Origin of the sequence: Nocardia sp. SYP-A9097, from assembly GCF_009649815.1 — a bacterium.
In the GTDB taxonomy this organism is placed as follows: Bacteria; Actinomycetota; Actinomycetes; order Mycobacteriales; family Mycobacteriaceae; genus Nocardia.
The window spans coordinates 333404-358053 of the sequence record NZ_WJIC01000001.1; the positions used below are offsets into that span (position 1 = coordinate 333404).

Here is a 24650-nt window from a genome sequence, read left to right on the forward strand (position 1 = left end):
CGGCAGGTGGGAGGCTTCGACAGCGGTAGCCCCGGATGCACGCCCGGCCCCCCAGCCGCCACCACACCGGTCGGCACGTAGCCCGCATCACAATGCGCCGCGACGCCTAACGGCTCGCGGCGCTGTTCGCGAGCAAAGCCGCGACGGTCCGCCCGGCGATGCGCTCGACCCGCTCGGCCGAGAGCAGCCCGCCGACATACATGAAGTTCAAACACATCGCGCCACCGTGCGTTGTCACCGACACCGCCAGCCGGCCCGTACACGACAACCCGCCGGAGAACTCCGCCTCGGACAACGTCCAGGTCCCCACCCGCTCGGGCAGATCGACTCGGCCGATATTGGTGACAAAGGTATTGATCGGTCCGTTCCGGTCGACGAGTTCGATCATGCGCGCGGCCCGGCCGCGCCCGCGCGGAGTCAGCATGCGGGTGGCCGCGAACATGGTCAGATGGGTCCGGCGGTCCAGCCGGGCGCGCAACCGGACGGCCGCATCCCCCGCGATCGTCCAGAAGTCCACGCCCGGACCGCACTTCACCGCGATCGGCAAGGTCGCCGCATAGAACCCGAGCGCGTCCGGATCCACCCGGGGCACCAGCTGTTCACGAATATCGACGGCGGAACCGATGGTCAGGCAGGCGCCCGCGGCGGCGTCGAGATCCGCACCCAGGGCGACGGCCAGGGCCGCGAGCAACACGCCCTGTACGGTCACACTCCGCTCGCGGCACGCCGCGGTGAGCAGATCGACCTGATCGCGGCTCAATTGCCTTCGTACGAACCGAGTTCGGCGTTCACGAAGTGGCACCTGGGCATCGATCCGAAGACGCAGCGGCCGTTGGATCGCGGTCGTGACCATATCGGTCACGGTCACCGCCGCCGCCCGAACCGGATTCCGGGACCCGCGCGGAAGCAGATCATCGGTGGCGGGCAGCGGAACCCGCGATGCCACAACCGGTTCCGTGCCCTCCGACTCGAACCGCCAGGCCGCCTCGATGATGTACCGCAGCACCGACATCAGGCCCCTGCCGTCGGAGATGACATGCGCCGCGGTCAACAACAGCACATGCGATTCGTCCGCCGTGCCCGCGCCGCGCACCACGTCGACCAGTCGCGCCAGCGGCGCCCGGCCCGGATCGAGCGGCCACACCTGCTCCTGCTCGGTTACCCGGTGTGCGGCAGCGGTATCCGACGAATCCACGGGCACCGTGCGGATCGGCAGCTCCGGATCGAACCACGGATCACCGCCATCCGGCCGCGCCTCGATCCGCACCCGGAGCAATGGGTAGGCCGCCACCGCGGCCCGCGCCGCCGCCGCCAAGCTTGCCGGGCTCAGCGCTCCCTCGATACGCACCGCTGCGGTGACGTGCAGCGGCGACAACTCGTGCATGAAGGTCCAGATCCGCTCGATGGGACTCAGCGGCCGATGCGATTCGACCGAGTTCATGCCGCCGCCTGCCGTTCGATCGTGTCGCAGACCTGACTCGCACCGCGCTCGCGCGACATCGCCTCGCCCACCGCCCGTGCCCGCTGCGCCGCCGCGCTCGACAGCACCGGCGCCAGCGCCTCGATCAGCAAGTCGGCGTTCACCTTTCGGTACGGCACGGCCGAACCTATCCCCAATGCCGCGAGCCGCCAGCCCCAGAGAATATGGTCCGGGAACACGTGCGTGATCACCGCGGGAATCCCCGCCCGGGCGACATCGTGCGTGGTGCCCGCACCGCCGTGGTGGATCGCGGCCCGGCAGCGCGGGAGCACTCGGTCGTAGTCGAAGGCGCCGGTGACGAGCATGCTGCGGTCGGCATTCACCCCCGGACGGAAATCCGACCAGCCCGCCCCGACCAGGGCGCGCACCCCGGAACGCCTGGCGACCGTACCGATCATCTCCAGGCAGGCGGCGCGGTCGAGCACCGGCAGACTGCCGAAACTGAAATACACCGGCGGCTCACCCTCGTCGAGCCAGGCGTCCAGCTCCGGATCGATCGCCCCCTCCCCCCAGGCGAGCCGCTGCTCGGGAGAGAGGAACGGCGCACCCGCGACGGCGTAATTGTCCTGCCAGTCACCGGGTTTCGGCAGCAACACCGGACTTACCATGAGCTCCACCGGAATTCGCTGATCCCGGATGCGAGCGAACGGGCTCGAGACCCGGCCCCGCAGGCCGAGCGTGCGCCGAATACGCCGAGTCGCACCGCGATTCATATACTGCCACACCAAATCCACCGCCGCATAGGTGGCCAGGCACAGCATCGGTGAGGTCAGCTGACGCTCGACCACAAACGGCGAGGGGAACTCCCGGGTCCGTTCGACCGGATAGGGAAAGCAGCCCACCAGGGCCTGATCCCCGGCCTCGGCGATCGACAGGGCGCTCATCGCCGTGAGCGGACCCGTCACCAGCACATCCGCATCACGGGCGGCTTCGATCATCGCCGCGTCCATGGCCGGACCGTGCACCGCCTCGAACCGCGCTATCTCCCGGCCGAACTGCGACGACCGGCCGGACAGCAGCAGTCGCTGCATTTTCGGAGACTCCAGCAGTTCCCTGGTATCCACTGGAATCTCATACGACTCGAGACCTGCTCGATGAACCACCCCGAGGTTGTTGCTGTTCGCCGCGACCACCACCGCATGCCCCCGTACGCGCAACTCGTGCGCGACATTCAGATGCGGTTGGAGGTCGCCCCGCGTCCCGTGCGTAAGCAGAGTAACCTTCACCGGCCCGAGCGTAACCACGGTCGCGGGTGCCCACCACCGCTGAAAAACGAAGTAGGCCCGTCCATTTCGGACGGGCCTACTTCTCGTCAGAGCAGAATCAGGAGTTCAGCGCCTGCAGGATCGCCGGGCGAGCCTTCCAGAGCTCCGCTTCCCAGTTCTTCCAGTTGTGCACACCGATCGCCGGGTAGTCGTAGGTCACGTTCTGACCCAGACCGAGCGAATTCATCCGGCCCTGGAACAAGCGCGTGGTGACCATCGCGATGGCCTCGATACCCATGGCGGTGGCGGTATTGAAGGCGCCGCCCGCCGCCGCGTCGGCCCCACTGGGCAGACCGCTGGACGCCGAAATGTACATCGGCAGACCCTTGAGCTGCGGCGCGAACACCGACGGGTCCATCCGCAGCCACGCCGGGCTCCACGGCGCGGCCATGGAATCCACATTGAAGCGTCCGGCGTCGAGCATCATGACGCGAATGGCCTCACGCATACCCGGCGCGTTCCAATTCAACGGACCCGAGAAAGAGGAGGCGTGCTTGAACATATCGCGGTGGTAGGCGGCCATGCGCAGCGCGGCCGGACCACTCATCGACAACCCGACAATGGCGTTCTGCGTACGCGAAACACCGTATCCGGCAAGGAAATCGGGGAGCTCCTTGGTGATGAAGGTCTCCCACTTGTACGTGTACTTCTGGCCATTGGTGTTGCTCGCCTGGGTCCAGTCCGCGTACCAACTGGACTGACCGCCGACCGGCATCACCAGGGTGACATCGTCATTCTCGAACTGCTGCATGGCGTTCGTCTCGAACGTCCAGGCGTTCTTGTCATCACGAGCGCGCAGACCGTCGAGCAGGTACAGCGCTTTACCGCCGCCGTTCTTGGCCCACTGCACCTGCACCTTGACCGGGCCCATGCTGGAAGGAACCATCAGTTCCTCATAGCCACCCGCGGGCGAGCGATGCACCGGGCCCGTGATCGGAGCGGCCATTGCGATGGTCGGTGCCGCAACTGCTGCGGCGGTCGGGATTGCCAGCGCCGCGGCGCTCGCAGCCAGAAGTCGTGTGCCCCACCCACGATGAGCACCACGTCTGGACTGGACTCCACCCGGAATGGCAGACCTGCCGAAACGCATGGATACTGCTCCTTCTCTACTGCTGTAGTTCAGTTGTAGTCGCGAAAGCGCGCACGGCAATGCCGTTGCAGGCGTAGGCGATTGGCGCTCACCACGAATCCCGACCTTCGAAGTGAACGAAGCGCTACCACGGTCTGCTCACAGGCGCTCGCTGGAGGGTATTCGACCCTCCATGCGGTTGGCAAGGTGATGCTAAATCTCGACCGTAATCGTGCGGTGACCTTATCGCGAATCATCTGAGATGTCGCGCCAACAGAAAAATCCCTAACTGTCAGCCGAGGTTCGCACTGAGATCGGGCAGCATCTTGAAGACCTGGTCCTGCCAGTACTTCCAGCTGTGCACACCCTCCGAGGTGTAGTCGAAGACGACATTGCTTGGACCGAGCGAGTCCAATCGGGCTTGGAAGGCACGAGTATTCGCCAAAGCGACAGTCTCCAGTCCCGCCGCATTTGTCAGGTTGTAGGCATCGAGTGCCGAGTTCACCGCATCACGCGGGCCGCGCTGGCCGTTACCGCTGGAGATCCAAAGTCGAGTGCCATTGCCGCGCAGCAGTGGCGCGAAGACGAAAGGATCGTTGCGCAGCCACAATTCGCTCCACGGCGGTCCCCACATGGAGTCGATGTTGAAGCCGCCGGCATCGAGCAACGCCAACCGCAACGCCTCGCGCATACCGGGCGCGGAGATATTGAGATAACCGGAATATGATGCGGCATAACGGAACTGATCCGGGTGATAGGCGGCCATCACCAACGCTGCACTGCCGCCCATGGACAATCCGAAGACGCCGTTCCCGCGCGGATTGAAGCCCAGTCGACCGGCCAGCGCATTGCGCAGATCGCGAGTCAGAAAGGTCTCCCAGGCGTAGGTGGTGGCCTGGCCATTGGTATTGCTCGGCGCCATCCAGTCGGAGTAGAAGCTGGACTGCCCGCCGATCGGCATCACCACATTGATGTTCCAGGCGGGCAGCACACGCGAGATGTCGGTATCGATCTCCCAGCCGGACAGGTCATTTCGGGCGCGCAGTCCGTCCAGCGCATAGACCACCCGCTGGGTATTGCCATCCTGGGCGCGGAAGATGCGGGATTTGATCGGCCCCATACTCGAATCGACCCAGAAGTCCTCCCCGGCCGGATCGAACGAGGCCGCCGCCGGGGCCGCGCCGCCGCCGATCGCGACTCCCCAGGGCAGCACCAGCGCGAGGGCCAGACCCGCCACCGAACGACGCAACAGCGCGCGCCCACGACCAGCCGGGACAGTGCCGGATTTCCGAACAGACCGCATCAACTCGCCTTTCGCACGCGATCGCCATTGATCACCGAAATGCCGAAGCTGTTGTCGTTCTCGCTTCCCTATTGACGCATATTCGGCGCCGATCGACCGGCAAACACCCCCGGAGACCGAATCGTGACTGAATCGGCCGCCGGTGGGCGCGATAGAAAGGTCAGCCGATATTGGCCGAAAGGTCCGGAATCATTCGGTATGCCTCGTCCTGCCAGTTGGTCCAGGCGTGCAGACCGGCATTCGGGAAGGAATAGACGACATTTCGGGCACCCAGAGTATTCATGCGCACCTGGAACGCACGAGTATTGGCCAACGCCAACGCTTCCAGCGGCGAACCACGCACCAGCCGGTCCGCGGCGGCGCCGATCGGAATATCCAAATCCTGCTGCATGGGCAGACCGCTGCCGGCCGCGATCCACAATCGAGTGTTGTTCCCGATCAAGGTCGGAGCCAAGACGAACGGATCCATCCGCAACCACTGATCACCCCACGGCGGGGCCATCGAGTCGACGTTGTAACCACCCGCGTCGACCATGGCCATCCGGATCGCCTCCCGCATACCGGGCGCGGAGATGTTCAGATAGCCCGAGAACGAACCGGCGTAGCTGAACTGGTCCGGGTGATAGGCGGCCAGCGTCAGCGCCGCACTGCCGCCCATGGACAGCCCGAAGACACCATTGCGATAAGGGTTGAATCCCAGTCGATCACGCAGCGCCCAGCGCAACTGATTGGTGAGGAAACTCTCCCAGTCATACCGGTAGCTCTTACCCGGACCCCCGCCCATGGCCTCGGTCGCACCCGAACCGGTATTCGCCGCGGAGGAACCCGCACCCGCAGGGGCACCGAGGAACGAACTCGGCGAATTCCAGTCGGCATAGAAACTGGACTCACCACCGACCGGCATCACCACATTGATATTCCAACCGGCCAGCACCTCGGCCACATTGGTGTCGTTCTCCCAGCCGTTCAGAATCTCGGTGGCACGCTGACCATCCAGGGCGTAGACGACCCGATTGGTATTGCCGTCGGCCGCACGCAGAATCCGCGTCTTGATCGGCCCCATGACCGGAGAATCGACCCAGAAATCGAAGGCTGCCGGAGTGAATGCCGCGGTAGCGGGCGGCGCGGCGATCACTGTAATGCCCAATGGCAGCAGCAGCGCCGTAGCGACGCCCAATACCGCCCGTTTCAATCCCGAACCACGCATCGACCTAGCCCTCTCGTTGGAGCAGAACCGAGCTTCCCGAACTGATCTTCTTCGATACCGACGGCTTCTCGGATGACCAACTCGGCGTGTTATCCAAAAGCAGGCCCCCACCCTGTCGGGCGGAGGCCTGCTTCGGTTCGGGGGCGCGGCCTCCGAGGCGGTGTACTAACCGATATTCGCCGAAAGGTCGGGGATCATCCGATAGACCTCGCCCTCCCAGTTCTTCCAGTTGTGGATACCGGTCGCCGGGAAGTCATAGGTGACATTGCCCGCGCCGATACTGGCCATCCGCACCTGGAAGGCACGCGAATTGACCAGCGCCAGACCCTCCAGCGCCATACCGTTCAGCGTCGAGAAGGCCACGGCCTCACCGGCCGGCACGGCCGAGGCGGCGGAGACCCACAGGCGGGTGTTGTTGTTCTTCAGCAGCGGAGCGAACACGAACGGATCCATGCGCAGCCAGGCCGGACTCCACGGCAACGCCATCGAGTCGATGTTGTAGCCGCCCGCGTCGATCATGGCCACCCGCAACGCTTCCCGCATACCGGGCGCGGAGACGTTCAGATAGCCCGAGAACGAACCGGCGTAGCTGAACTGGTCCGGGTGATAGGCGGCCAGCGTCAGCGCGGCGGAACCACCCATGGAGAGGCCGAAGACACCATTGCGGTGCGAGCTGAAACCGAGGCGACTGCTGAGCGCATTGCGCAGATCCTGGGTCAGGAAGTTCTCCCAGGTGTAGCGGTAGCTCTTACCCGGTCCGCCCGACATGATCTGTAGCGCACCCGAACCCGACGACGAGCCCGAGGACGAACCGGAGCTGGAGCCGGTACCGCCCGGAATGCCGAGCAGCTGGCTGGGCGCGGCCCAGTCGGCGTAGAAGCTGGACTGGCCACCGACCGGCATCACCACATTGATGTTCCACTTGGTCAGCTCACGGGCGACCTCGGTCTCGATCTCCCAGCCATTGAGGTCGTCCCGGGCGCGCATACCGTCGAGGGCGTACACGACACGATTGGTATTGCCGTCGGCCGCGCGGAAGATGCGGGACTTGATCGGGCCCATTCCGGTGGAGGAATCCACCCAGAAATCGAAGCCATCCGGGTTGAACGCCGCGGTCGCGGTTCCGGCCACACCCGCGACCGACGCCCCGAACGGCAGCAGCAGCGCCAGAGCCACCCCGAGTGCCGACTTCTTGAACCATCCGCCGCTCGATCTCCGACGTCTTACCTGCTCGCCTCGCATACTCAGTTGGGCCTTTCGTATCGTTCGTTTCCGCCGTGTGCGTGTGACTACAGCGGGCGTCCCTCGGACCCTATCGCTTGTTGGATAACAAAGCGTTATCAGATCGAGATAATTGTGACCCGAGCCACTTTCGATCGATCTTGTGGCCTCCGAACTGCGCAGACCCTTGCGGGGACAGCCCGACCGGACCCTCCGGAAACCCGTCCCGGCACCATCCCCGGCATCCCCGAGGCCGAACCGCACACGTTCAGCAATCCGGTGCCCTGCCGTGAATTCCGCACACCCGGACATACGCCAGGGCCCCACGGCTGCGATGTGGCAGCAGCCATGGGGCCCTGTGCGGTGATCGAATCAGCCAATATTGGCCGAGAGGTCGGGAAGCATCTTGTACACCTGTGCCTCCCAGTTCTTCCAGTTGTGCACACCCAGGAGCGGGAAGTCGTACGTCGCGTTGTTGTAGCCGAGCGTCGCCATCCGCACCTGGAAGGAGCGGGTGTTGATCATGGCGATCGTCTCGATCGGCATGCCCTGAATAATGGACATGGCCGAGGTGATGTCACCGGCGCCCGGCAGCCCACTGGCCGCGGAGATCCAGAGCCGAGTGTTGTTGGCCTTCAGGCGCGGCGCGGAGACGAACGGATCCATGCGCAACCACTGCGGGCCCCACGGCGGAGCCATCGCGTCGACGTTGTAGCCGCCCGCGTCGAGCATGGCCACCCGGACCGCCTCCCGCATACCGGGCGCGGAGAGATTCAGCAGACCCGAGAACGCCCCCGCGTAGCTGAACATATCCGGGTGGTAGGCGGCTATCGTCAGCGCCCCCGAACCTCCCATGGACAACCCGAAAATGCCCATTCGGGATGTCTGGAACCCGAGACGGCTGCTCAGCGCATTGCGCAGGTCCGTGGTGAGGAAGGTTTCCCACTTGTAGGTGTAGCTCTTACCCGGTCCACCGGTCAGCACATCGAGTGCACCGGAACCCGTTGAGGAGCCGGAGCTTCCGGCCGGAATGCCCAGCACCGTGCTCGGCGCGTTCCAGTCCGCGTACCAACTGGACTGACCGCCGATCGGCATGACCACATTGATATTGGCCGCGGTGAATGCCCGCGCCACATCGGTCTCGATCTCCCAGCCGTTGAGGTCCTCACGAGCGCGTTCGCCATCGAGCGCGTACACCACCCGGCTCGTATTGCCGTCCGCCGCACGGAAAATCCGCGATTTGATCGGACCCATAGCGGAGTCGGTCCAGAAGTCGAAACCGGACGGATCGAAGGCCGCGTGTGCGGCCCCCACACCTGCCACCGACACCCCGAACGGTAGCAGCAGCGCCACAGCAACTCCGACGACCGACCGCTTCAACCAGCCCTGCGCTCGCCGGCGTCTCTGCCCCATCCCACCAATTGCCGCGTTACGCATATCCACTCCGGCCTTTCGTCCGTGTAATAAGCCACCGCGGCGTTACGCGGCGGGGCGTACTCGTGGAGCATATCGCGCCGGGCACATCCGAGTGTTACCGAAATGAGACAAGCGCATCCGGAACCCTTGCGCCACAATGCCTTTCGACCGAGTCGGCCGATATTTCCGACTACGGGAACGAAAAACCCCGCGTCCGGAATCGGACACGGGGCTGTGGGACGCCGGCTCAGTTGGGCGGCGGGTACGGATCAACCAATCCGCAGCGCTCGATCTCGTACTTGGGCACCCGATCGATGCGGTACTTCGAAAAGTCCAGCGCCTGCATCACATTGTGCCGCCACCGCTCGAAGGTCAGCGGCGACCGCGAGGACGCCAGCAGATCCTGGGTAGCCGGGCAGGACAGCGCGACTCGCGCCTGCGCCACCCACTTGTCATCCATGAACCAGGGCAGCCACGGCTTCTGATCCACCATGCCCGCGTCCACCACGACCCAGTCCGGGTAGAGGTTCTTGTCATGCCCGATGCGGCCGTCGGAGAGCCGTTCGGTATGCGCCGCAAGCGGATACGCCAGACCCATCTGATCGATCACGCGGGTCTCGAGGGGCACGTTCATGCTGGTCATACCGAGATTCAGGAAGAAGACGGTATGTCCGGAGCGATCGCCCGGGATGGGTTGCGGCGGCGGTGCGATGTACCAGAACATGAAGGACGGCGAATTCAGCAGCAGGCCGCCGTCGGGGGTATTGCGAATATCGCGGACCATGGCGCGCATGCGCGGATAGTCCAGATAGTCCTCGGCGCGGATCGGATGATCGTGACCGGTATTGAGCACGTAGTAGATTCGCTCGTCCACGATGCCGGTGGAGCTGATCTTTGTTCCGGTGGTGATGGCGGTGGTATTCGCCGCGAACAGCGCCCAGCCGGCCGTGCCGAGGAAACCGGCGAGCACCACCGCGAATGCCCAATCCGAGGCGCGCATACCGCGTTTGCGTACGCCGTCAGCACCGCCGAACAGCGTCTGCGGCACCCGGATCGGCAGCACCGCCACCGGCAGGATGAGGCAGAACAGTTGCGGCAGCAGCATGCGGCCGTGCATGAAGTCGCCGCCGACGCGGATCTCGTATACCGTCAGCAGCAGGCCGCTGCTGACCATGAGCGCGACCACCGCCGCGGGGGTGTGCAGCCACCGGCTGAAGTCGTGAATCCGGCTGCGCCAGTTCTTGTCCGGCGTCTCGGCGGATTCGTCACCCTCGTCAGCGTGGCGACCGGTCTTGTTGTCATTGCGCCCCGACCACACCGCGAACGCGCCCGCCACCGCGAGCAGGACCAGCGGCACCAGCAGCCAGTACGGGCCCACGAAATTCCACAGGTAGACGAAGCCCTGACTCCACTTCGCACCGCCCGCGTCCTTGGATACCGCCGTATTCGGGTAGGGCAGACCGTAATAGCCCATCCGCCAGACCTGGTACGCGACCGGCACCAGGCCCGCGACAAAGACGATGATCGCGCGCAGGACGATCGGCCGCAGCCGGGTCTCGGGCAGTGGTGCGCAGAAGATCATGAGCAGCGCCAGAGCGCCCACGAGAGTCATCTCGGGGCGGATCAGCGGTGCCAGGCCGGCGAAGAACACCAGGCCGAAAAAGCTTGTCAGCCGGACCCGTTCGGCCTGGCTCCAGCGAATCAGCAACCACCACAGCACCGCCAGCCAGGCGATCACCAGGCTGGATTCCAGGCCGGAGGTGGCGTAGTCGCGGGCCGGGGGCACGGCGATATAGACCAGCGCGCCCGCCGGAACCAGGAAGGCGGCCTTGGTGCCGCCCCACAGCCGGGCCGAGCCGAGCATGGCGAAGACGATGGCCACCACCGACAGCGTGAGCGCGATGCCGAGCACCACATACTCCAGCCGCAATTGGGTCAGCCAGCTGAAGAACCAGACCAGATAGGTCCAGGCGGTACTGGTATTGGTTTCGACGCGTTCGCCCGCATTGAAGACGGGGCCGTTGCCCGCCATCAGGTTTCGCACCGTGCGCAGCACGATCAGGCCGTCGTCGGCGATCCAGCGCCGCTGCCAGCCGCCGGCTGCGAATAGGGTCGCGGTCGCGATGATCCCACCGATGAAGACAGTGCGGGATAGTCGCGAGAAACGGCGTCCGGACGAATCCGCACGCCGATGGTTACGCCCGAGCGGCAATTGTGCCGTCGGCGCGCCCCCCTCTCGCTCTTCTCCCTCTACCACGTCAGGTGAGATAGACAGCGACACCTACCGCTCCGATCCAGGCGATTGCGAGGAACTGGAGGACCCGGTCCCCCAGGGCGATCTCTTCAGGTTCACCGGCTTCACCGCCGTCGACATCCACCGCGTAGCGCAGGATCGCGATGGTGAACGGGATCATGGAGATCGCGAACCAATCGGTTTCCTTGATACGGCCCTGTTCGAACGCCCACAGCCCGTAGAACACGACCACCGCGGTGGCCGAGACGGTCCAGACGAAACGCAGGTAGGTAGCGGTGTAGTACTGCAGCGACTTGCGGATCTTCGCACCGGTGTCGAGCGCGATCTTCAACTCTGCGTAGCGCTTTCCGGCCGCCATGAACAGCGAACCGAACGCCATGATGAGCAGGAACCACTGGGAGAGCTTGATATCCGCAGCCGCCCCACCGGCCACCGCACGCAGCAGGAAGCCGGAGGAGACGATGCAGATATCGAGTACGGCCTGATGCTTGAGGCCGAAGCAGTAGGCGAGCTGGATACCGATGTACACGGCCATCACGACCGCCAGATGCCAGGACGCGACGAAGGACAGCGCGATCGAGGCGACCAGCAGCACGATCGAGAGCGCGTAGGCCAGATTCACCGGCACCACGCCAGCCGCGATCGGGCGGTAGCGCTTGGTCGGGTGGGCCCGGTCGGCCTCCACGTCCAGCGCGTCGTTGACCAGGTAGATGCCCGAGGCCGCCATGCAGAAGACCACGAACGCGATGGCGACATGGCCGAGCACCGACATATCGGTGAGCACCAGGTCACCGGCGGCGGTCTTACCCGCGGCCAGTGGCGCGGCGAGCACCAGTACGTTCTTGACCCACTGCCGCGGGCGCATGGCCTTGATCAGGCCACCGGCCAGGGTCTTGGGCGGGCCCTTGACAACTGCCTCGTCCAGCTCGGTGCTGGTCGGCTCTTCGCTCATGTCAACAAGGGCTCTTTCTTCCTGAGCGGTCACTTCGCGAGTCTCTTTTCGGCGGCAAGCACAACAGCGGCTGATGCGGCGCCCAGCGCGGAACCGGCGAGCACGTCGGATGGGTAATGCACCCCGAGGACGACCCGGGACAGCAGCATCGGCGGGACGAGCACCGCGGGCAAGGGTAACCCGGTGAGCCTGCCGAGCAACACAGCCGCTGCCGTGGTGGATGTCGCGTGCGAGGACGGGAAGCTCAGCTTGCTCGGCGTCGACACGTTGACCTGCACCGATGGATCATTCGGGCGGGGACGGCGGACAATCCGCTTGATCACCACGGACGCGGCGTGCGCGCCGAACGCGCCGACCGCGACCCCGGCCCACTGGCGGCGGCGCGGCTTGTCGGCGAGGGCGCCGACCGCCGCGATGCCGATCCAGCCGAGCGAATGCTCGCCGAAATGCGACATTCCACGCGCGGCCTTGATGACGGCCGGATGCTGACCTATGGTGCCCTGCACCAGGTTCAGGATCTTGACCTCGGGCGGCGCGGCCGGAGCCGGAGCCTCCGGAACCACATGCAATCCGCGGTCGGCCTCGGCGGCCTGGCTCGCTGTCATTCGGTCTCGTTCCCTGAGTCGGTGCTCGCCGAGTTCACGCCGAAGATGTTCTCCCACGCGGACTTACTGGTGAGATGTGAATGCGCCGCACGATACTGCTCGCGCACCTCGGGGAATCGCTCGGCCAGCTCCTTGCGCAGCCGCATGGCCTCCTTGAACAGCTCGGCGGCCTGACGCGGATCGCGCTTGCGGTAGACGACACCGCGTCCGTCGGCGGTGGTGACGGTGACGCCGTCCACCTGTGACAGCAGGAACCAGCGTGCGTCGAGGGTCGGGACATTCAGCTGCGGCGTCTCGTGATGCGCGGTGTTCGCCTTGCGGAAGTTGTGCACGATGCCCTTGCCGAGGCGGACCACTTTGGCGAGCGGATTGCCGGGTTCGCCGACCGCGCCCACCTCGGCCCGGCTGGCCATCGGCAGCTCGGTCGAGGATGGTACGACCACCGCGTCCGGGAATTCCTTGCGCATGGCGTGTATCTTGCCGAGCGCGGTGGGCAGCAACTCGAACAGCTTGTCCGGGCCCGCGAGGTAATCGCGGATGGCCTCGTTCTGAATGGCGACCGTCGAATATTCAAGGCACAGCAGGTGTTTCAGCGTCGCCTTGATGGTGTTGACCACCATCGGACGGCCGTCGTTCGGCAGGTGCAGCGAGGCGACCACCAGGCGGTTGCGCAGGTGGAAGTACGCCTGCCAATCGATGGCGTCGTCCTTGTCACTCCACGCCATATGCCAGACCGCGGCACCCGGCAGGGTGACGGTCGGATAGCCGTGATCCCTTGCGCGCAAACCGTATTCGACGTCGTCCCACTTGAGGAACAGCGGCAGCGGCTGCCCGATCTCCTCGGCCACCTGCCGCGGGATGACACAGGTCCACCAGCCGTTGAAGTCCACATCGATACGTCGGTGCAACAACTTCGAGTTGTCACGGTCGCTGAGCGGGTTCTTCGAGAAGTCGTGGTCGTAGTCGACATTCGCGGGCGCGGTCCACATGAAGATCGAGCGGTCCACGATCTCGCCCATCACATGCAGGTGCGAACGCTCCTGCAGGTTGAGCATCTGGCCGCCGGTCAGGATGGGCGACTTGGCGAATCGCGAGAAGGCCAGCGCGCGCAGGATGCTGTCCGGCTCGATCTCGATGTCATCGTCCATATAGACGATGAATTCGGCATCGGTGGTCTTCAGCGCCTCGTACATGACACGGCTGTAGCCACCGGACCCGCCCAGATTGGGCTGGTTGTGAATCGCGAGCCGATCACCAAGGGGCAGTGCGGCTTCGGCGAATCCCGGCTCGTCGACAACCTTGCGATTGCCCTGATCCGGGATGATGACGGCCTTGATCTTCTCCAGCACCAGCGGGTCATTGCCAAGGGCGGCAATGGTTTTCACCGCATCGGTGGGCCGGTTGAAGGTGGGCATGCCGACGGCGATGCTGCCCTCACCCGGCGCCTCGACGGGCGCGTACCAGCCGCCATTGCGGACCTCGACCGCGCTGTCGGTGGTGATGTCGAACCAGATCCAGCCGCCGTCCTCGAACGGTCCCAGATCCACCTCGAACTCGACGAGGGTGTCGTGCGCACCGCCGGGGGTGGTGAACTCGCTGCCCTGCACGTGGATTCGCGAACCGTCCGCCTTGGAGCGGTACACGTCCACGCGGCCGTGGCCGGAGAGTTCCAGCCGCAGCACCACCGATTGCAGGATGCTCCAGCGCCGCCAGTAACTGGCCGGGACGGCATTGAAGTAGGTGCAGAACGACACCTCGGACTCCGCGCCGATGGACAGCGAGGTGCGCGTGGGGGCGTGCGCCCGCCGCGCGTTGGTGTCGGATTCCTCGAGGTACAGCTTGCGCACGTCGAGGGGTTCACCCGGCCGCGGCAGGATGATGCGCTGCAGCAGCGACTTGGCGCGGGTCTCGGTGGTCATGTCTTCCAAGGTGGCTTGTGCGGTCATTCGGCGGTGTCCACCAGCGGCGCACCGGTCTCCAGGTGCGGGCGCAGCACATTGTCGAACATGCTGAGCGCGGCGCCGATGGCCATATGCATGTCCAGGTACTGGTAGGTGCCCAGGCGGCCACCGAAAAGCACCTTGGCGGAGGCGGTTTCGGCCTTGGCGCGCTCGCGGTAGGCGAGCACCTTGGCGCGGTCCTCCGGGGTGTTGATGGGGTAGTACGGTTCGTCGCCGGTCTGGGCGAAGCGCGAGAACTCGCGCATGATGACCGTCTTGTCGGTGGGGTAGTCGCGCTCGGGGTGGAAGTGGCGCGGCTCGATGATGCGGGTGTAGGACACGTCGCCATCGTTGTAGTTCATGACCGAGGTGCCCTGGAAGTCACCGGTTTCCAAGACCTCGGTCTCGAAATCGATGGTGCGCCATCCGAGTTCACCTTCGGCGTAGTCGAAGTAGGCGTCCAGCGGTCCGGTGTAGATGACCGGGGCGTCCGGGTTCTGCGCGCGGATCTCGTCGCGGACGTCGAACCAGTCGGTATCGACGCGCACCTCGATGAGGTCGCTCTCGGCCATCTTGGTCAGCCAGGCGGTGTAGCCGTTCTTGGGCAGACCCTCGTAGGCGTCGTTGAAGTACCGGTTGTCGAAGGTGTAGCGGACGGGCAGGCGGGTGATATTGCCCGCGGGCAGGTTCTTGGGATCGGTCTGCCACTGCTTGGCGGTGTAGTCGCGAATGAACGCCTCGTAGAGGGGGCGGCCGATCAGGGAGATCGCCTTCTCCTCGAGATTCGCGGCGTCCTTGGTGTCGATTTCGGCGGCCTGCTCGGCGATCAGCGCGCGGGCTTCCTGCGGACTGAAGTAGCGGCCGTAGAACTGGGAGATGAGGCCCAGCCCCATGGGGAATTGGTAGGCCTGGCCCTTGTGCAGCGCGAAGACGCGGTGCTGGTAGTTGGTGAACTCGGTGAACTGATTCACGTAGTCCCACACCCGTTTGTTCGAGGTGTGGAACAGGTGGGCACCGTACTTGTGGATTTCGATGCCGGTCTCAGGCTCCGCCTCCGAGTACGCGTTGCCGCCCAGGTGGTAGCGGCGCTCGATCACCAGCACCCGCTTGCCCAGCAGGTTGGCGGTGCGTTCGGCGATGGTCAGCCCGAAGAAACCAGAGCCGACAATGATGAGATCGAAGGGGGATGCGACGGTCACGGGAGCCCAGCGTAGTGGAAGAAGGTATTGGCGCGCGTGGGCTCCGGTACGAGGGGTGCGGCGGCGGTGAGGATACGACGGAAATGGCAGGTCGTCATCCCAGTCAGCGGGATGGTTGCCAGTTTATTTGCTCAATATTCACCAAACCACTTACAGGCGCTTCATTCAGGCTGTATTACATACGCACCAGACTGAGCATCCGTCCAGTTTGTAGCCGTGCAGCCAGCACGCGGCCGTGCCCCCCGCTCGACCCGGAAGACCTCGATGACCATGCGGTTCCCCCGCCTCGCCCCATTTGTGGGTGCGCTCACCCTCTCCGCGCTACTGAGCACAGCTGCCCTCATTCCAGGCGCTGCCCCCGCGCATGCCGATGAGGAGACCCTCGCCTCGATGCCGGTCGCCGAATCGGCCGGCCTCTGTGGCAACGGTGCGGCAAGCTTCGACGACATTGTCACCAATGCCGCCACCGCGATCCGCACCCTGGTTCCGGCGGGCCAGCTGGTCGCCTTCGATCAGCAGGTGAACGACTTCCGGCAGAGCATCGCGACCGTGCACGTGCACCGGCGCGGGCTGCCCGACAGCCCGGTCGGGACGGGTGACCGGCTCGAATTCCTCGATGATCCGATCGTGTCGTACCTGGTGAACAACCTGGACGCGATCCGCACCGGGCGCATCGACAACACCGTGTCGCTGTCCCGGATCACCGTCGCCGATGTGGTCGAGGTGTTCATTCTCGGCACCCGCATCGTGAAGATTCCGGCGCAGCTGGCCGCGAGCCTGGTCCCGACCGCGGGCTTCATTCTCAAGCCGATCGTCGGCGCGATCTTCAATGGCGTGAAGTCCCTGGCCCGCTCGGTACAGGCGCAGCTGGCCCGGAACTGCAACGCCGCCAACGCGTATGAGAAGTTGACGCTCGAGCCGCTGCCGGACGAGCATGTCGCGGTACCGCAGCCGCTGCTGGATCTGGCCAATCAGCTGGTCAAGGCCGACGGCACCTGCACCCCGCTGGCCGAACTCAAGACCTCCGATCTGGTCGAGCGCTCGCGCACCTTCCTCACCCAAACCGCCGGTCTCCCGGTCGATCCCGCCGCCGTGCAGGCCAATGCCGATGCGCTGCAGGGCTTCCTGCGGGACAACCGGGTCGCCGACGCGGTCACCATGCGCCGCATCGAACAGCTCGGCCCGCTGGTGAACGCCATGGACTACGGCCCGATGACGTTCCTGGCCAACCTCGGCTTCGACATCTACGAGGGCAAGGCCCTGAACACGGTCCCGCTGGCGGATGTGAAGGTGGAGAACGCCTTCGACCTCATCACCCTCACCCTGGACACCACCAGCCTGCTCATCACCGTGGGCAGCACCGTCGCCGGTTTCACCGGTGTGGCCTCGGCCGTCACCACGCCGCTGGGTATCGCGCAGACCCTCGCGTTCGCGCCGACCACCTACGGCATGCCGATCCTGCGCGGTGTCATGCAGTCCATGTGCGCCGCCTGATTCATCAGCGTCAGATGTGAACGGCCCGGGCACTGCGCCCGGGCCGTTTCGCGTTTCAGCGGCAGCCGATCAGGCTGTGCGGTGCGGGTTTTCGCTCAGGCGTAGGGGTAGGGCATATAGCCCTGCTGGGCCGGCGGCGGGTTCTTGCCGGCGGCGATCCAGCGGCCGGTGGGCGGTACGGCGGCGAGCACGAGAATCAGCAGTCCGACCCCGAGGCCGATGACGTCCGGGCCGGTCGGGTTCTTGACCATGCCGACGACACTGCCGATCAGACCGATCGAGGTGAGCACGATCAGCATGACGCGTCCGGCCGTTTTCCGGGCGAGTAGTAGTAGCGCGCCGACGAACCACAGAATGCCCATCACCAGGACGAAAACTCCCAGGCCGATAATGACCGTGGTCGCGTCGTCGAGCGATGAGCTGTAGTCGTCCGACGAGTAACTCGACCTGAAGCTCGCGGCGAAGATGATCATGGCGAGACCGCCGAATCCGGCCAGGACGGCGAAGATGATCGACAGCACCGCGGCGGTGATGGCGGTGGCACCACTGGGCGGTTGGGTGGGGTAGCCGCCGGGATAATTCGGCTGGGGATACCCGGAACCCGGTTGGGGATAACCCGGTTGGGGATAACCGGGCTGTGCATAACCCGGTTGCTGATAGGCGGGCTGTGGATATCCCGGTTGCTCATATCCCGGCACGGGCTGCCCCTGGCCCGGATATTCCGGCTGACCGTACGGATAACTCATGGGTCCCTCCCCCGGTGTCGCTTGGCGCGAACTCTACCGCGCCGCACCGACACCGGCGATCTCATTTCACCCCGTGTGACCTGCACGGCAACAACCTCTTCCGATGCTATGACCGAAAGGGGTTGCGGCTTTATCCAATTAGAGCCGCGCCACGGCGAATGGTCACCCAGTCGTAGTGCCGCTGCACTGCAAGTTGACGTAGCGCCAAGGTCAAGGCCCCGTTCCGTTCTCGACTAGCGGTCGTAGATGTCGCGGCGGTGCCCAACCTGTACAACCAGGATCACCAACCGGCCGTCCTCGATCCGATAGATCAGCCGATAATCGCCGATTCGAAGCCGATAGCCTTCTCTACCAACAAGTTTCCGTACATCTGCGGTCGTGTTGTAGGGATCATCTCCCAGTTTCGAGAGCTCGGTGAGAATGCGCAATGCCTGGGTTTGCGGTATAGCCCGCAAGGCACGAGCAGCTGAAGGCAGGAACTCGAATCTGTATTTCACCCCGCCGCCTGCTCCCCGAACATGTCGGCGATCAACTCGGCCATCGACACCCGCGGCTGATCCTTTTCCGCTTCCCACGCATCATCGGCTTTTCGGGCGAGCAGCTCGTCTTCCGCATCCTCGATGGTCTTGAAGACGTCGATCGGTATCAATGCCGCGGTTGGCTGACCGTCACGAGTGATCACGGTGTATTCGCCCGCTTCGGCGGCGTCCAAGCGCGCCGAGAGGTTCTCGCGTAGCTGGCGCACATTGATCGTGTCAGTCATAGTGTCGAGCGTACTCGGTAGTGTGTACACCACGCTTCGCCGAACTTGTGGAACAACTTGCTTCGGTGATACAGCGCATGACACGATCGCCCCGCGCGGTGGCGGAGACCGGTATTCATCGCGCCGCTCGAAATCTTTTCCGGGGGATGAGGAATCAATGTTCGTAACGGGCCGCGCCCGCATGCTGTCCTGGGCGGCCATCGCCGTCACCGCATTGAGCACCTCCGTGCTGTTCTCCGGGACGGCCGACGCCGCGCCGCCGGTGACGCTCGGCGGGGGCTCCGGTATCTATGTCGAGCAGCTCGATGATCCGAGCAGCACGGCCGATTGCACCCTCACCTCCATCGGTTACGACCGCGACGGCAAGTTGGTCGGCCTGACCGCCGGGCACTGCGGTGAGGTCGGCGCGCGGATCGCCGCCGAGTACACCCGCAGCGGTGGTATCGGTGTGATCGCCAATAAGAGCGCCGGAAATGACTGGGCGGTAATCGTTTTCGATCCGTCCCGGGTCAATCCGACCAAGCAGGTCGCGCAATCGGTGATCAACAGTGTCGGCGCGCCGCCGGTTATCGGTGATATCGCCTGCAAGAACGGCCGCACCACCGGCTACACCTGTGGCCCGGTGTGGGAGGCCACGCCGAATTGGTTCCGCAGCCAGGTCTGCGCCAATCACGGCGACTCCGGCGCACCGGTGATCCTGGGTGATCGTCTGGTCGGAATGGTCGTCGCCGGAACCGATTTCGATGCCGGTCCGATCTCGATCGAGCTCCCCGCCTGCAAGGGTGCGGGCGATCTGATCCATGAGCCCGAGCTCTCCACCACCATTTCTATGGTGCTGGCCGATATCGACCGCCACGGCGGCGCGGGTGCGGGCTTCCGCCCCTTCTGATCTCAGCTGTGAAAACGGCGTGGGCCCCGAGTGTTTCGGGACCCATGCCGTTTTTTATTGCGCCACTTCAGTATCCGGCGGTGAATCGGACGCGGTGGTGTTTGGGGTGTTCGGCCTCATCGAGTAGGGCCATCGCGAGGTCTTCCATCGAAATCGCTGAATTGCCTTCGTCATCGGCGATGAGTTCGTGTGCGCCGAGGCGGTAGGAGCCGGTGCGTTCGCCGGGTTCGAGCAGGGCGGACGGACTGAGGTAGGCCCAGTCGACCTTGGTGCCGGATTCTTCGAATACAGCCAGCTGGTCATTGCAGGCGGTGGCGATCGGCAGTAGTTCGGCGGGGAAGCCGGGCTGATCGCTGAGGATCGCATCGGTGCCGGGCACGATGAGGCTGCCCGCGCCGCCGACCACCAGCAGGCGAATCTCGCTGTCCGCCAAGGCTTCCAGCAGCGCCGCGGCCACCTTGGACAGTTCGTGCTCATCACCGATGCCGGGGCGGGTCGCGCTGATCACCAGGTCGCTGCCCGCCACGGCGTATCTGATCTGTTCGGCGTCGGTGGCGTCGGCCTCGACGACCCGGACCTCCTCGGGCAGTCCGCGCACTTTACCGGCGTCGCGGGAGACGGCCCGGACCCGATGTCCCCGGCTCAGCGCCTCGGTGATGACACGGCTGCCGACCCCGCCGGTGGCTCCGAAAACGGTGATACGCATGACTTTCGAACTCCTTCGATAAATTGGCTGCGGGTGTGTTTCGAGTCAGGCCGCGATGCGGGCGGCCGACTTCGCCACCGGTTCGGTCGCGGGCTTGGGAGCGGTCGCGGTCTGGCCGAGCAGGGTGCCGCCGAGCACGACCACCATGCCGAGCACCTGCAGCGGCGCGAGCGACTGGCCGAGGGCGATCCAGCCGATAATGGTGGCCGAGAGCGGGCTCAGCAGTCCGAGGAAAGCGACCGAGGTGGCATTGGTGCGGGCCAGGCCGCGGAACCAAATGGCATATGCGAGAGCGGTTCCGATGAGTCCGAGGTATAGGTAGCCGGCGATATTGCGGCCATCCAACGCGGGCGGCATGCCCTCGGTGAGGAGTGCGAGAGGTACCAGCATCAGACCACCGGCGGTGAGTTGCCAGCCGGTCATGGTCAGCGGCGTGACGCCTTCGGGGCGTCCCCAGCGCTTGGTCATGACGGTGCCCGCGGCCATGGAGGCGGCGCCGCCGAGTCCGGCGATCACGCCGATGGTGTCGAGTGCGGCCGAGGCGCGTAGTACCACCAGGCCGACTCCGGCGATTCCGATAAGCGCCGCAAGGATTTTCCGGGTGGTGAGTCGGTCATTGAGGGCCAGCGCGGCCAATCCCAGCGCGATCAGCGGTGCGGCGGCGCCGAGCACCCCGGCAACGCCGCCCGGCAGCCGGTAGGCCGCGAGGAACAGCAGCGGCATGAACGCCCCGATATTCAGCACGCCGAGAATGCCTGCCTTCCATACCCATTCGCCGTGCGGCAGTTTGCGGGTGATGGCGAGCAGCAGCAGTCCGGCGGGCAGGGCGCGCATGAGTGCGGTGAACATGGGCCGGTCCGGCGGCAGGAATTCGGTGGTGATCGCGTAGGTGGAGCCCCACACCAGCGGTGCGAGTCCGGTGAGCGCGAGGGTTCCGGCGTAGCCCGAAACGCTGCCGCGGGTGATGGTGGTCATCGTCAGCTCCTCATTGATAATCTCAACGTTGAGATAAAACCATCGAGATACCTCAGCGTCAAGTATCTTCACGTTGAGATTATTTCCGTTGAGAGGATTCCAGGTGTCCGACGCAGTCGACGAGATCTATGCCGCCTGGCAAAAAGTGCGCCCTGACGTGGACGTTTCCCCCATGCACATCGTCGCCCGCATCAACCGCCTGTCCCAACTCCTGGAACGCGACCTGGCCGAGTTCTTCCGCAGCTACGGCCTCGAGTTCTGGGAGTTCGACGTCCTGGCCACCCTCCGCCGCTCCGGCGGCGACACCGGCCTCACCGCCGGCGCCCTCAACAAAGCCGCCATGCGCACCTCGGGAGCCATCACCAACCGCATAGACCGCCTAACCGCCAAAGGTCTGGTAGCCCGAGTCCCCGACCCAGTCGACCGCCGAGCCATCCGAGTCCAACTAACCCCCGAAGGCCGCACCCTGGTCGACAAACTCCTCCCCCTCCACATGGCCAACGAACAACGCCTCCTAGCGGCCCTAACCCCCACCCACCGAGCCGACCTGACCACCCTCCTCCGCCACTTCTCCGAATCCCTCGGCGACACCACCCTCACCTGAAATACGAAAAAGGGCGGTACTCCAGAAGGAGTACCGCCCTTGGTCATGTCATCGGGTCATCGCATTCGCACCCGAGCCTGGAATTCCCGGGTGGGCACGGAAGTAATTCCGCCACTTCGTGTTTCATTACCGAGGCGATGAGAATGAGCTCGTCGAGTCGAAAAGATTCCGGTGCTTCGAGGCGATCGCCGAGTAGCCATTCGGGGAGTCCGCTCCACTGCGCGAGTTCCCCGAGATTCACCCCCGCCTCGGTCATCGCGCGCTCAATCCTCTTGCCGACACATTTGCCCATCCAGTCCACTCGGACCGCCTCCCACTCGAGCCACAACGGGTGGCACGAGCCCTCATCTATGAAGACACGCCCACCACATCAGTTGCTGTTCGAACATATGTTCTATTATCCAAGATCAGACGATGGACGGTCAACGATCACCGTCCACACAATCCGTGCGAGGACCCCATATCGAATAGGCTCCATCCCTCCGAAGACAGGTGAGACCCGTTGTCCGGCAACCCATTCGGCGCCTACATTCGCCTACAGCGAAAGGCCGCGGGCCTGACCCGAGAGCAACTGGCCGACCGCATCAACCTGTCGGTCTCCCTGATCGAAAAAATCGAGTTGGGCACCCGCACGACCACCCTCCCCACCCTGAAAACCCTCTTCGACGGGCTGAACGTTCCACCCCTGCACCGCCGCTACATCCTGAACCTGAGCCTCCCGGGCGGCCTGGGCCACAACTCCGACGCAGTCCCCGAACCAACGCTCGCCGACCTCGCAGACCTCGCCAGCCTCCCCCACCCCGCCGGCTTCTTCCTGGTCCCGACCTTCACCATGGTCGCGGTCAACGACGCTTACCGAACCGCCTTCCCCGGAATAGTGAACGGCACCAACCTCATCGAGTGGCTCCTATTGAACCCGTGCGCCCGCGACACCGTCCTGGACTGGCACCGGGAGGCCCACCGCCTCGTCCACGGCCTCCGCGTCCTCACCCCCGACCCCGCCACCAACCCCCACATCACCGAAATCATCAACAGATGCCAGGCCATCCCCGAATGGGACCACCTATGGAACACCGACCTCCCGGCCCCCGCCCTCTTCCGCGATCACATAACCATCCGAGACCCCTCGAACCACCAAGTGCGCCACCTGAACGCCCGCCTCTACAGCCCCGAGTTCCCCGACCGCCCCTGGTGGCTACACCGCCTGATCCCCATCCAGGACGGAGTTACTGAGACCTAGTTCCAGTTCTATCCGTTCCTCTTCTGCAATCGAATATCCCGAAGATGCGACAACCGCGCACACTCGATCGCATGCGGATCATGGCCGAGAGCAGAATCGTCCACCTGATACGGCGGTGACCACCATCCAGGAACGTAGCCGTCGGGGAATGTCTCGTACACCTGGCAACTGGAACACCACTCCCACAGTCTCCCCTGCCCCGAGAACTCCACACCCCTCAGAACCATCGCGGTATCCTCATCCAACGCGTACCACCTGCGCAGGGTCTTGGATTCGCAGACGGGGCAAGCACTTTCGACCTCAGCGCCCGACCAGTCGCGATTGAACACCTCACGCCACTCTGCGTACAACTCGCTGGGCACGGGCCGCCATTCGGATATCTCCACGACCTCATCGATCATCAGGCCGCCCACCACCTCATCGGTGATCGCCGAGAACCACTCGGTCACCGAGCCCCAGCGCCGCTCGAGCTTGTAATCACCATGCAACAGCCATACCGGCGGAGTCGGTTCCGCCACTTGCGATCCATCGATAATCGAGAACACCTCGTTCTCGTGCATCACCATGACCAACATGTGCGGCGGATCAGCCAATTGTTCTGCCTGCCCAGGCAATTCCCCCACAAGCTCCAATGCCAGACGCTTGTCCCGCGGCCGAACACCCCCTGGTCCGATCGCCCCCGCCACCGCGTACGGCCCAGCCTCGATCCCGATCAGCGAGAACAACGCGCGCACAGCCGCAGGAACCGCCGGAACTCCCTGCTCAGCAGCCATCGCATCGATGTCCTCGTCGTAAGCCCCGGCTATCCGGTCCAGATCGACACCGGCACGCACGACAGCCTGAAAAATCTCCCGAACCTTCGCGTCCATTCCACCTTCTCGCCAGCGCACCCCACCACCATCGCTCAGCAAGGTACCGAGCGACAACATCTTCGGCCGCAATTTTCGGCGACTACGACTGGGGCACCCGAGCCCCCTCGATGGCGGACGCCTTCAATCAGAAGAGCACCTCTGACTGCCCTTTGGAATCGACCACTCCTCAATGGGCTTTACGCAGCATTCGAGCCATCCATAGCTTTCGCCTCAGACGCCAATATTGTCGCCACCAATACCTCCGGTGCAACCAGCACTGCAACCGACTCGGAGCAGGAAGGGGACTTGGCATCTGCCGACCTTCTCGCCAAAAGGCATGTCCATACATGATGTCCATCGCCCAGTACTCTTCAGATTGATGGTAGATCATATCTTCGCCGAATATATCCAATCCGGCGAATCTTTCATTTATCCTCGCAATAGCCTCATAATTGCTTATTCCGAAGAGTT

22 protein-coding genes are annotated in these 24650 nt (G+C 64.5%); 4 read left to right on the plus strand and 18 right to left on the minus strand.

Annotated elements, in window-relative coordinates:
* Window positions 1-106 precede the first annotated feature (106 nt).
* From GFY24_RS01495 to glf, 12 genes are all read right to left on the minus strand, one after another.
* Window positions 107-1441 (minus strand): hypothetical protein, encoded by a 1335-nt coding sequence (locus tag GFY24_RS01495; protein ID WP_153803116.1) that lies wholly within the window; start codon window positions 1439-1441, stop codon window positions 107-109.
* Entirely contained in the window at window positions 1438-2706 is a 1269-nt protein-coding gene (locus GFY24_RS01500; RefSeq protein WP_194852706.1) for a glycosyltransferase, read from the minus strand. Before GFY24_RS01500 ends, GFY24_RS01495 begins: the two co-directional genes overlap by 4 nt.
* Before the next feature lie 97 nt (window positions 2707-2803).
* Complete coding sequence (locus tag GFY24_RS01505) at window positions 2804-3835, minus strand: alpha/beta hydrolase family protein (protein ID WP_153803118.1); 1032 nt, start codon at window positions 3833-3835, stop codon at window positions 2804-2806.
* Between the two features lie 271 nt (window positions 3836-4106).
* The gene (locus tag GFY24_RS01510) at window positions 4107-5117 is read right to left on the minus strand and encodes an alpha/beta hydrolase family protein (RefSeq protein WP_153803119.1); all 1011 of its coding nucleotides are present in this window, start codon (window positions 5115-5117) and stop codon (window positions 4107-4109) included.
* 160 nt (window positions 5118-5277) lie between these two features.
* Window positions 5278-6324, minus strand: coding sequence for an alpha/beta hydrolase family protein (locus GFY24_RS01515; protein WP_153803120.1), 1047 nt, complete (start codon window positions 6322-6324; stop codon window positions 5278-5280).
* A gap of 165 nt (window positions 6325-6489) precedes the next feature.
* Window positions 6490-7566 carry an alpha/beta hydrolase family protein gene (locus GFY24_RS01520; protein WP_153803121.1) on the minus strand — a complete coding sequence of 359 codons (1077 nt, stop codon included), beginning with the start codon at window positions 7564-7566 and terminating at the stop codon, window positions 6490-6492.
* A gap of 351 nt (window positions 7567-7917) precedes the next feature.
* Window positions 7918-8958 carry an alpha/beta hydrolase family protein gene (locus GFY24_RS01525; RefSeq protein ID WP_153803122.1) on the minus strand — a complete coding sequence of 347 codons (1041 nt, stop codon included), beginning with the start codon at window positions 8956-8958 and terminating at the stop codon, window positions 7918-7920.
* A 250-nt stretch (window positions 8959-9208) separates the two neighbouring features.
* Window positions 9209-11218, minus strand: a complete 2010-nt coding sequence (gene zomB / locus GFY24_RS01530; protein ID WP_375335983.1) for a flagellar motor control protein ZomB — start codon at window positions 11216-11218, stop codon at window positions 9209-9211.
* A gap of 1 nt (window position 11219) precedes the next feature.
* Window positions 11220-12167 carry a decaprenyl-phosphate phosphoribosyltransferase gene (locus GFY24_RS01535; protein WP_153803123.1) on the minus strand — a complete coding sequence of 316 codons (948 nt, stop codon included), beginning with the start codon at window positions 12165-12167 and terminating at the stop codon, window positions 11220-11222.
* A gap of 29 nt (window positions 12168-12196) precedes the next feature.
* Window positions 12197-12772, minus strand: coding sequence for a phosphatase PAP2 family protein (locus GFY24_RS01540; RefSeq protein ID WP_153803124.1), 576 nt, complete (start codon window positions 12770-12772; stop codon window positions 12197-12199).
* Window positions 12769-14718 (minus strand): glycosyltransferase, encoded by a 1950-nt coding sequence (locus GFY24_RS01545; protein WP_153803125.1) that lies wholly within the window; start codon window positions 14716-14718, stop codon window positions 12769-12771. Before GFY24_RS01545 ends, GFY24_RS01540 begins: the two co-directional genes overlap by 4 nt.
* Entirely contained in the window at window positions 14715-15911 is a 1197-nt protein-coding gene (gene glf, locus GFY24_RS01550) for a UDP-galactopyranose mutase (RefSeq protein ID WP_309230299.1), read from the minus strand. The genes GFY24_RS01545 and glf overlap by 4 nt, the downstream gene beginning before the upstream one ends.
* 264 nt (window positions 15912-16175) lie before the next feature.
* Between glf and GFY24_RS01555 the strand changes: the two genes are divergently transcribed.
* Window positions 16176-17405, plus strand: coding sequence for a hypothetical protein (locus GFY24_RS01555; RefSeq protein WP_228565894.1), 1230 nt, complete (start codon window positions 16176-16178; stop codon window positions 17403-17405).
* A 95-nt stretch (window positions 17406-17500) separates the two neighbouring features.
* Here GFY24_RS01555 and GFY24_RS01560 read toward each other — a convergent pair whose 3' ends face one another.
* The 3 genes from GFY24_RS01560 to GFY24_RS01570 form a co-directional block, all read right to left on the minus strand.
* A complete protein-coding gene (locus tag GFY24_RS01560) occupies window positions 17501-18151 on the minus strand; it encodes a DUF4064 domain-containing protein (protein WP_153803127.1) in 651 nt (216 codons plus the stop codon).
* A 233-nt stretch (window positions 18152-18384) separates the two neighbouring features.
* Window positions 18385-18648 carry a type II toxin-antitoxin system RelE/ParE family toxin gene (locus GFY24_RS01565; protein WP_309230300.1) on the minus strand — a complete coding sequence of 88 codons (264 nt, stop codon included), beginning with the start codon at window positions 18646-18648 and terminating at the stop codon, window positions 18385-18387.
* Window positions 18645-18914: a type II toxin-antitoxin system Phd/YefM family antitoxin gene (locus GFY24_RS01570; RefSeq protein ID WP_153803128.1), complete on the minus strand. Its 270-nt coding sequence runs from the start codon at window positions 18912-18914 to the stop codon at window positions 18645-18647. Before GFY24_RS01570 ends, GFY24_RS01565 begins: the two co-directional genes overlap by 4 nt.
* Window positions 18915-19071: 157 nt before the next feature.
* Here GFY24_RS01570 and GFY24_RS01575 point away from each other — a divergent pair, with 157 nt between their 5' ends.
* Complete coding sequence (locus GFY24_RS01575) at window positions 19072-19803, plus strand: S1 family peptidase (protein WP_228565895.1); 732 nt, start codon at window positions 19072-19074, stop codon at window positions 19801-19803.
* A gap of 67 nt (window positions 19804-19870) precedes the next feature.
* Here GFY24_RS01575 and GFY24_RS01580 read toward each other — a convergent pair whose 3' ends face one another.
* Both GFY24_RS01580 and GFY24_RS01585 read right to left on the minus strand, forming a co-directional pair.
* Window positions 19871-20509, minus strand: coding sequence for an NAD(P)-dependent oxidoreductase (locus GFY24_RS01580; protein WP_153803129.1), 639 nt, complete (start codon window positions 20507-20509; stop codon window positions 19871-19873).
* Between the two features lie 45 nt (window positions 20510-20554).
* Window positions 20555-21484: an EamA family transporter gene (locus GFY24_RS01585; protein ID WP_153803130.1), complete on the minus strand. Its 930-nt coding sequence runs from the start codon at window positions 21482-21484 to the stop codon at window positions 20555-20557.
* 103 nt (window positions 21485-21587) lie between these two features.
* On the opposite strand from GFY24_RS01585, the gene GFY24_RS42825 reads away from it, so the two are divergent.
* Both GFY24_RS42825 and GFY24_RS01595 read left to right on the plus strand, forming a co-directional pair.
* Window positions 21588-22088, plus strand: coding sequence for a MarR family transcriptional regulator (locus GFY24_RS42825; RefSeq protein WP_309230301.1), 501 nt, complete (start codon window positions 21588-21590; stop codon window positions 22086-22088).
* Between the two features lie 502 nt (window positions 22089-22590).
* Window positions 22591-23328, plus strand: a complete 738-nt coding sequence (locus GFY24_RS01595) for a helix-turn-helix domain-containing protein (protein WP_153803131.1) — start codon at window positions 22591-22593, stop codon at window positions 23326-23328.
* An 8-nt stretch (window positions 23329-23336) separates the two neighbouring features.
* Here GFY24_RS01595 and GFY24_RS01600 read toward each other — a convergent pair whose 3' ends face one another.
* Complete coding sequence (locus tag GFY24_RS01600) at window positions 23337-24197, minus strand: hypothetical protein (protein ID WP_153803132.1); 861 nt, start codon at window positions 24195-24197, stop codon at window positions 23337-23339.
* Window positions 24198-24650: the final 453 nt, after the last annotated feature.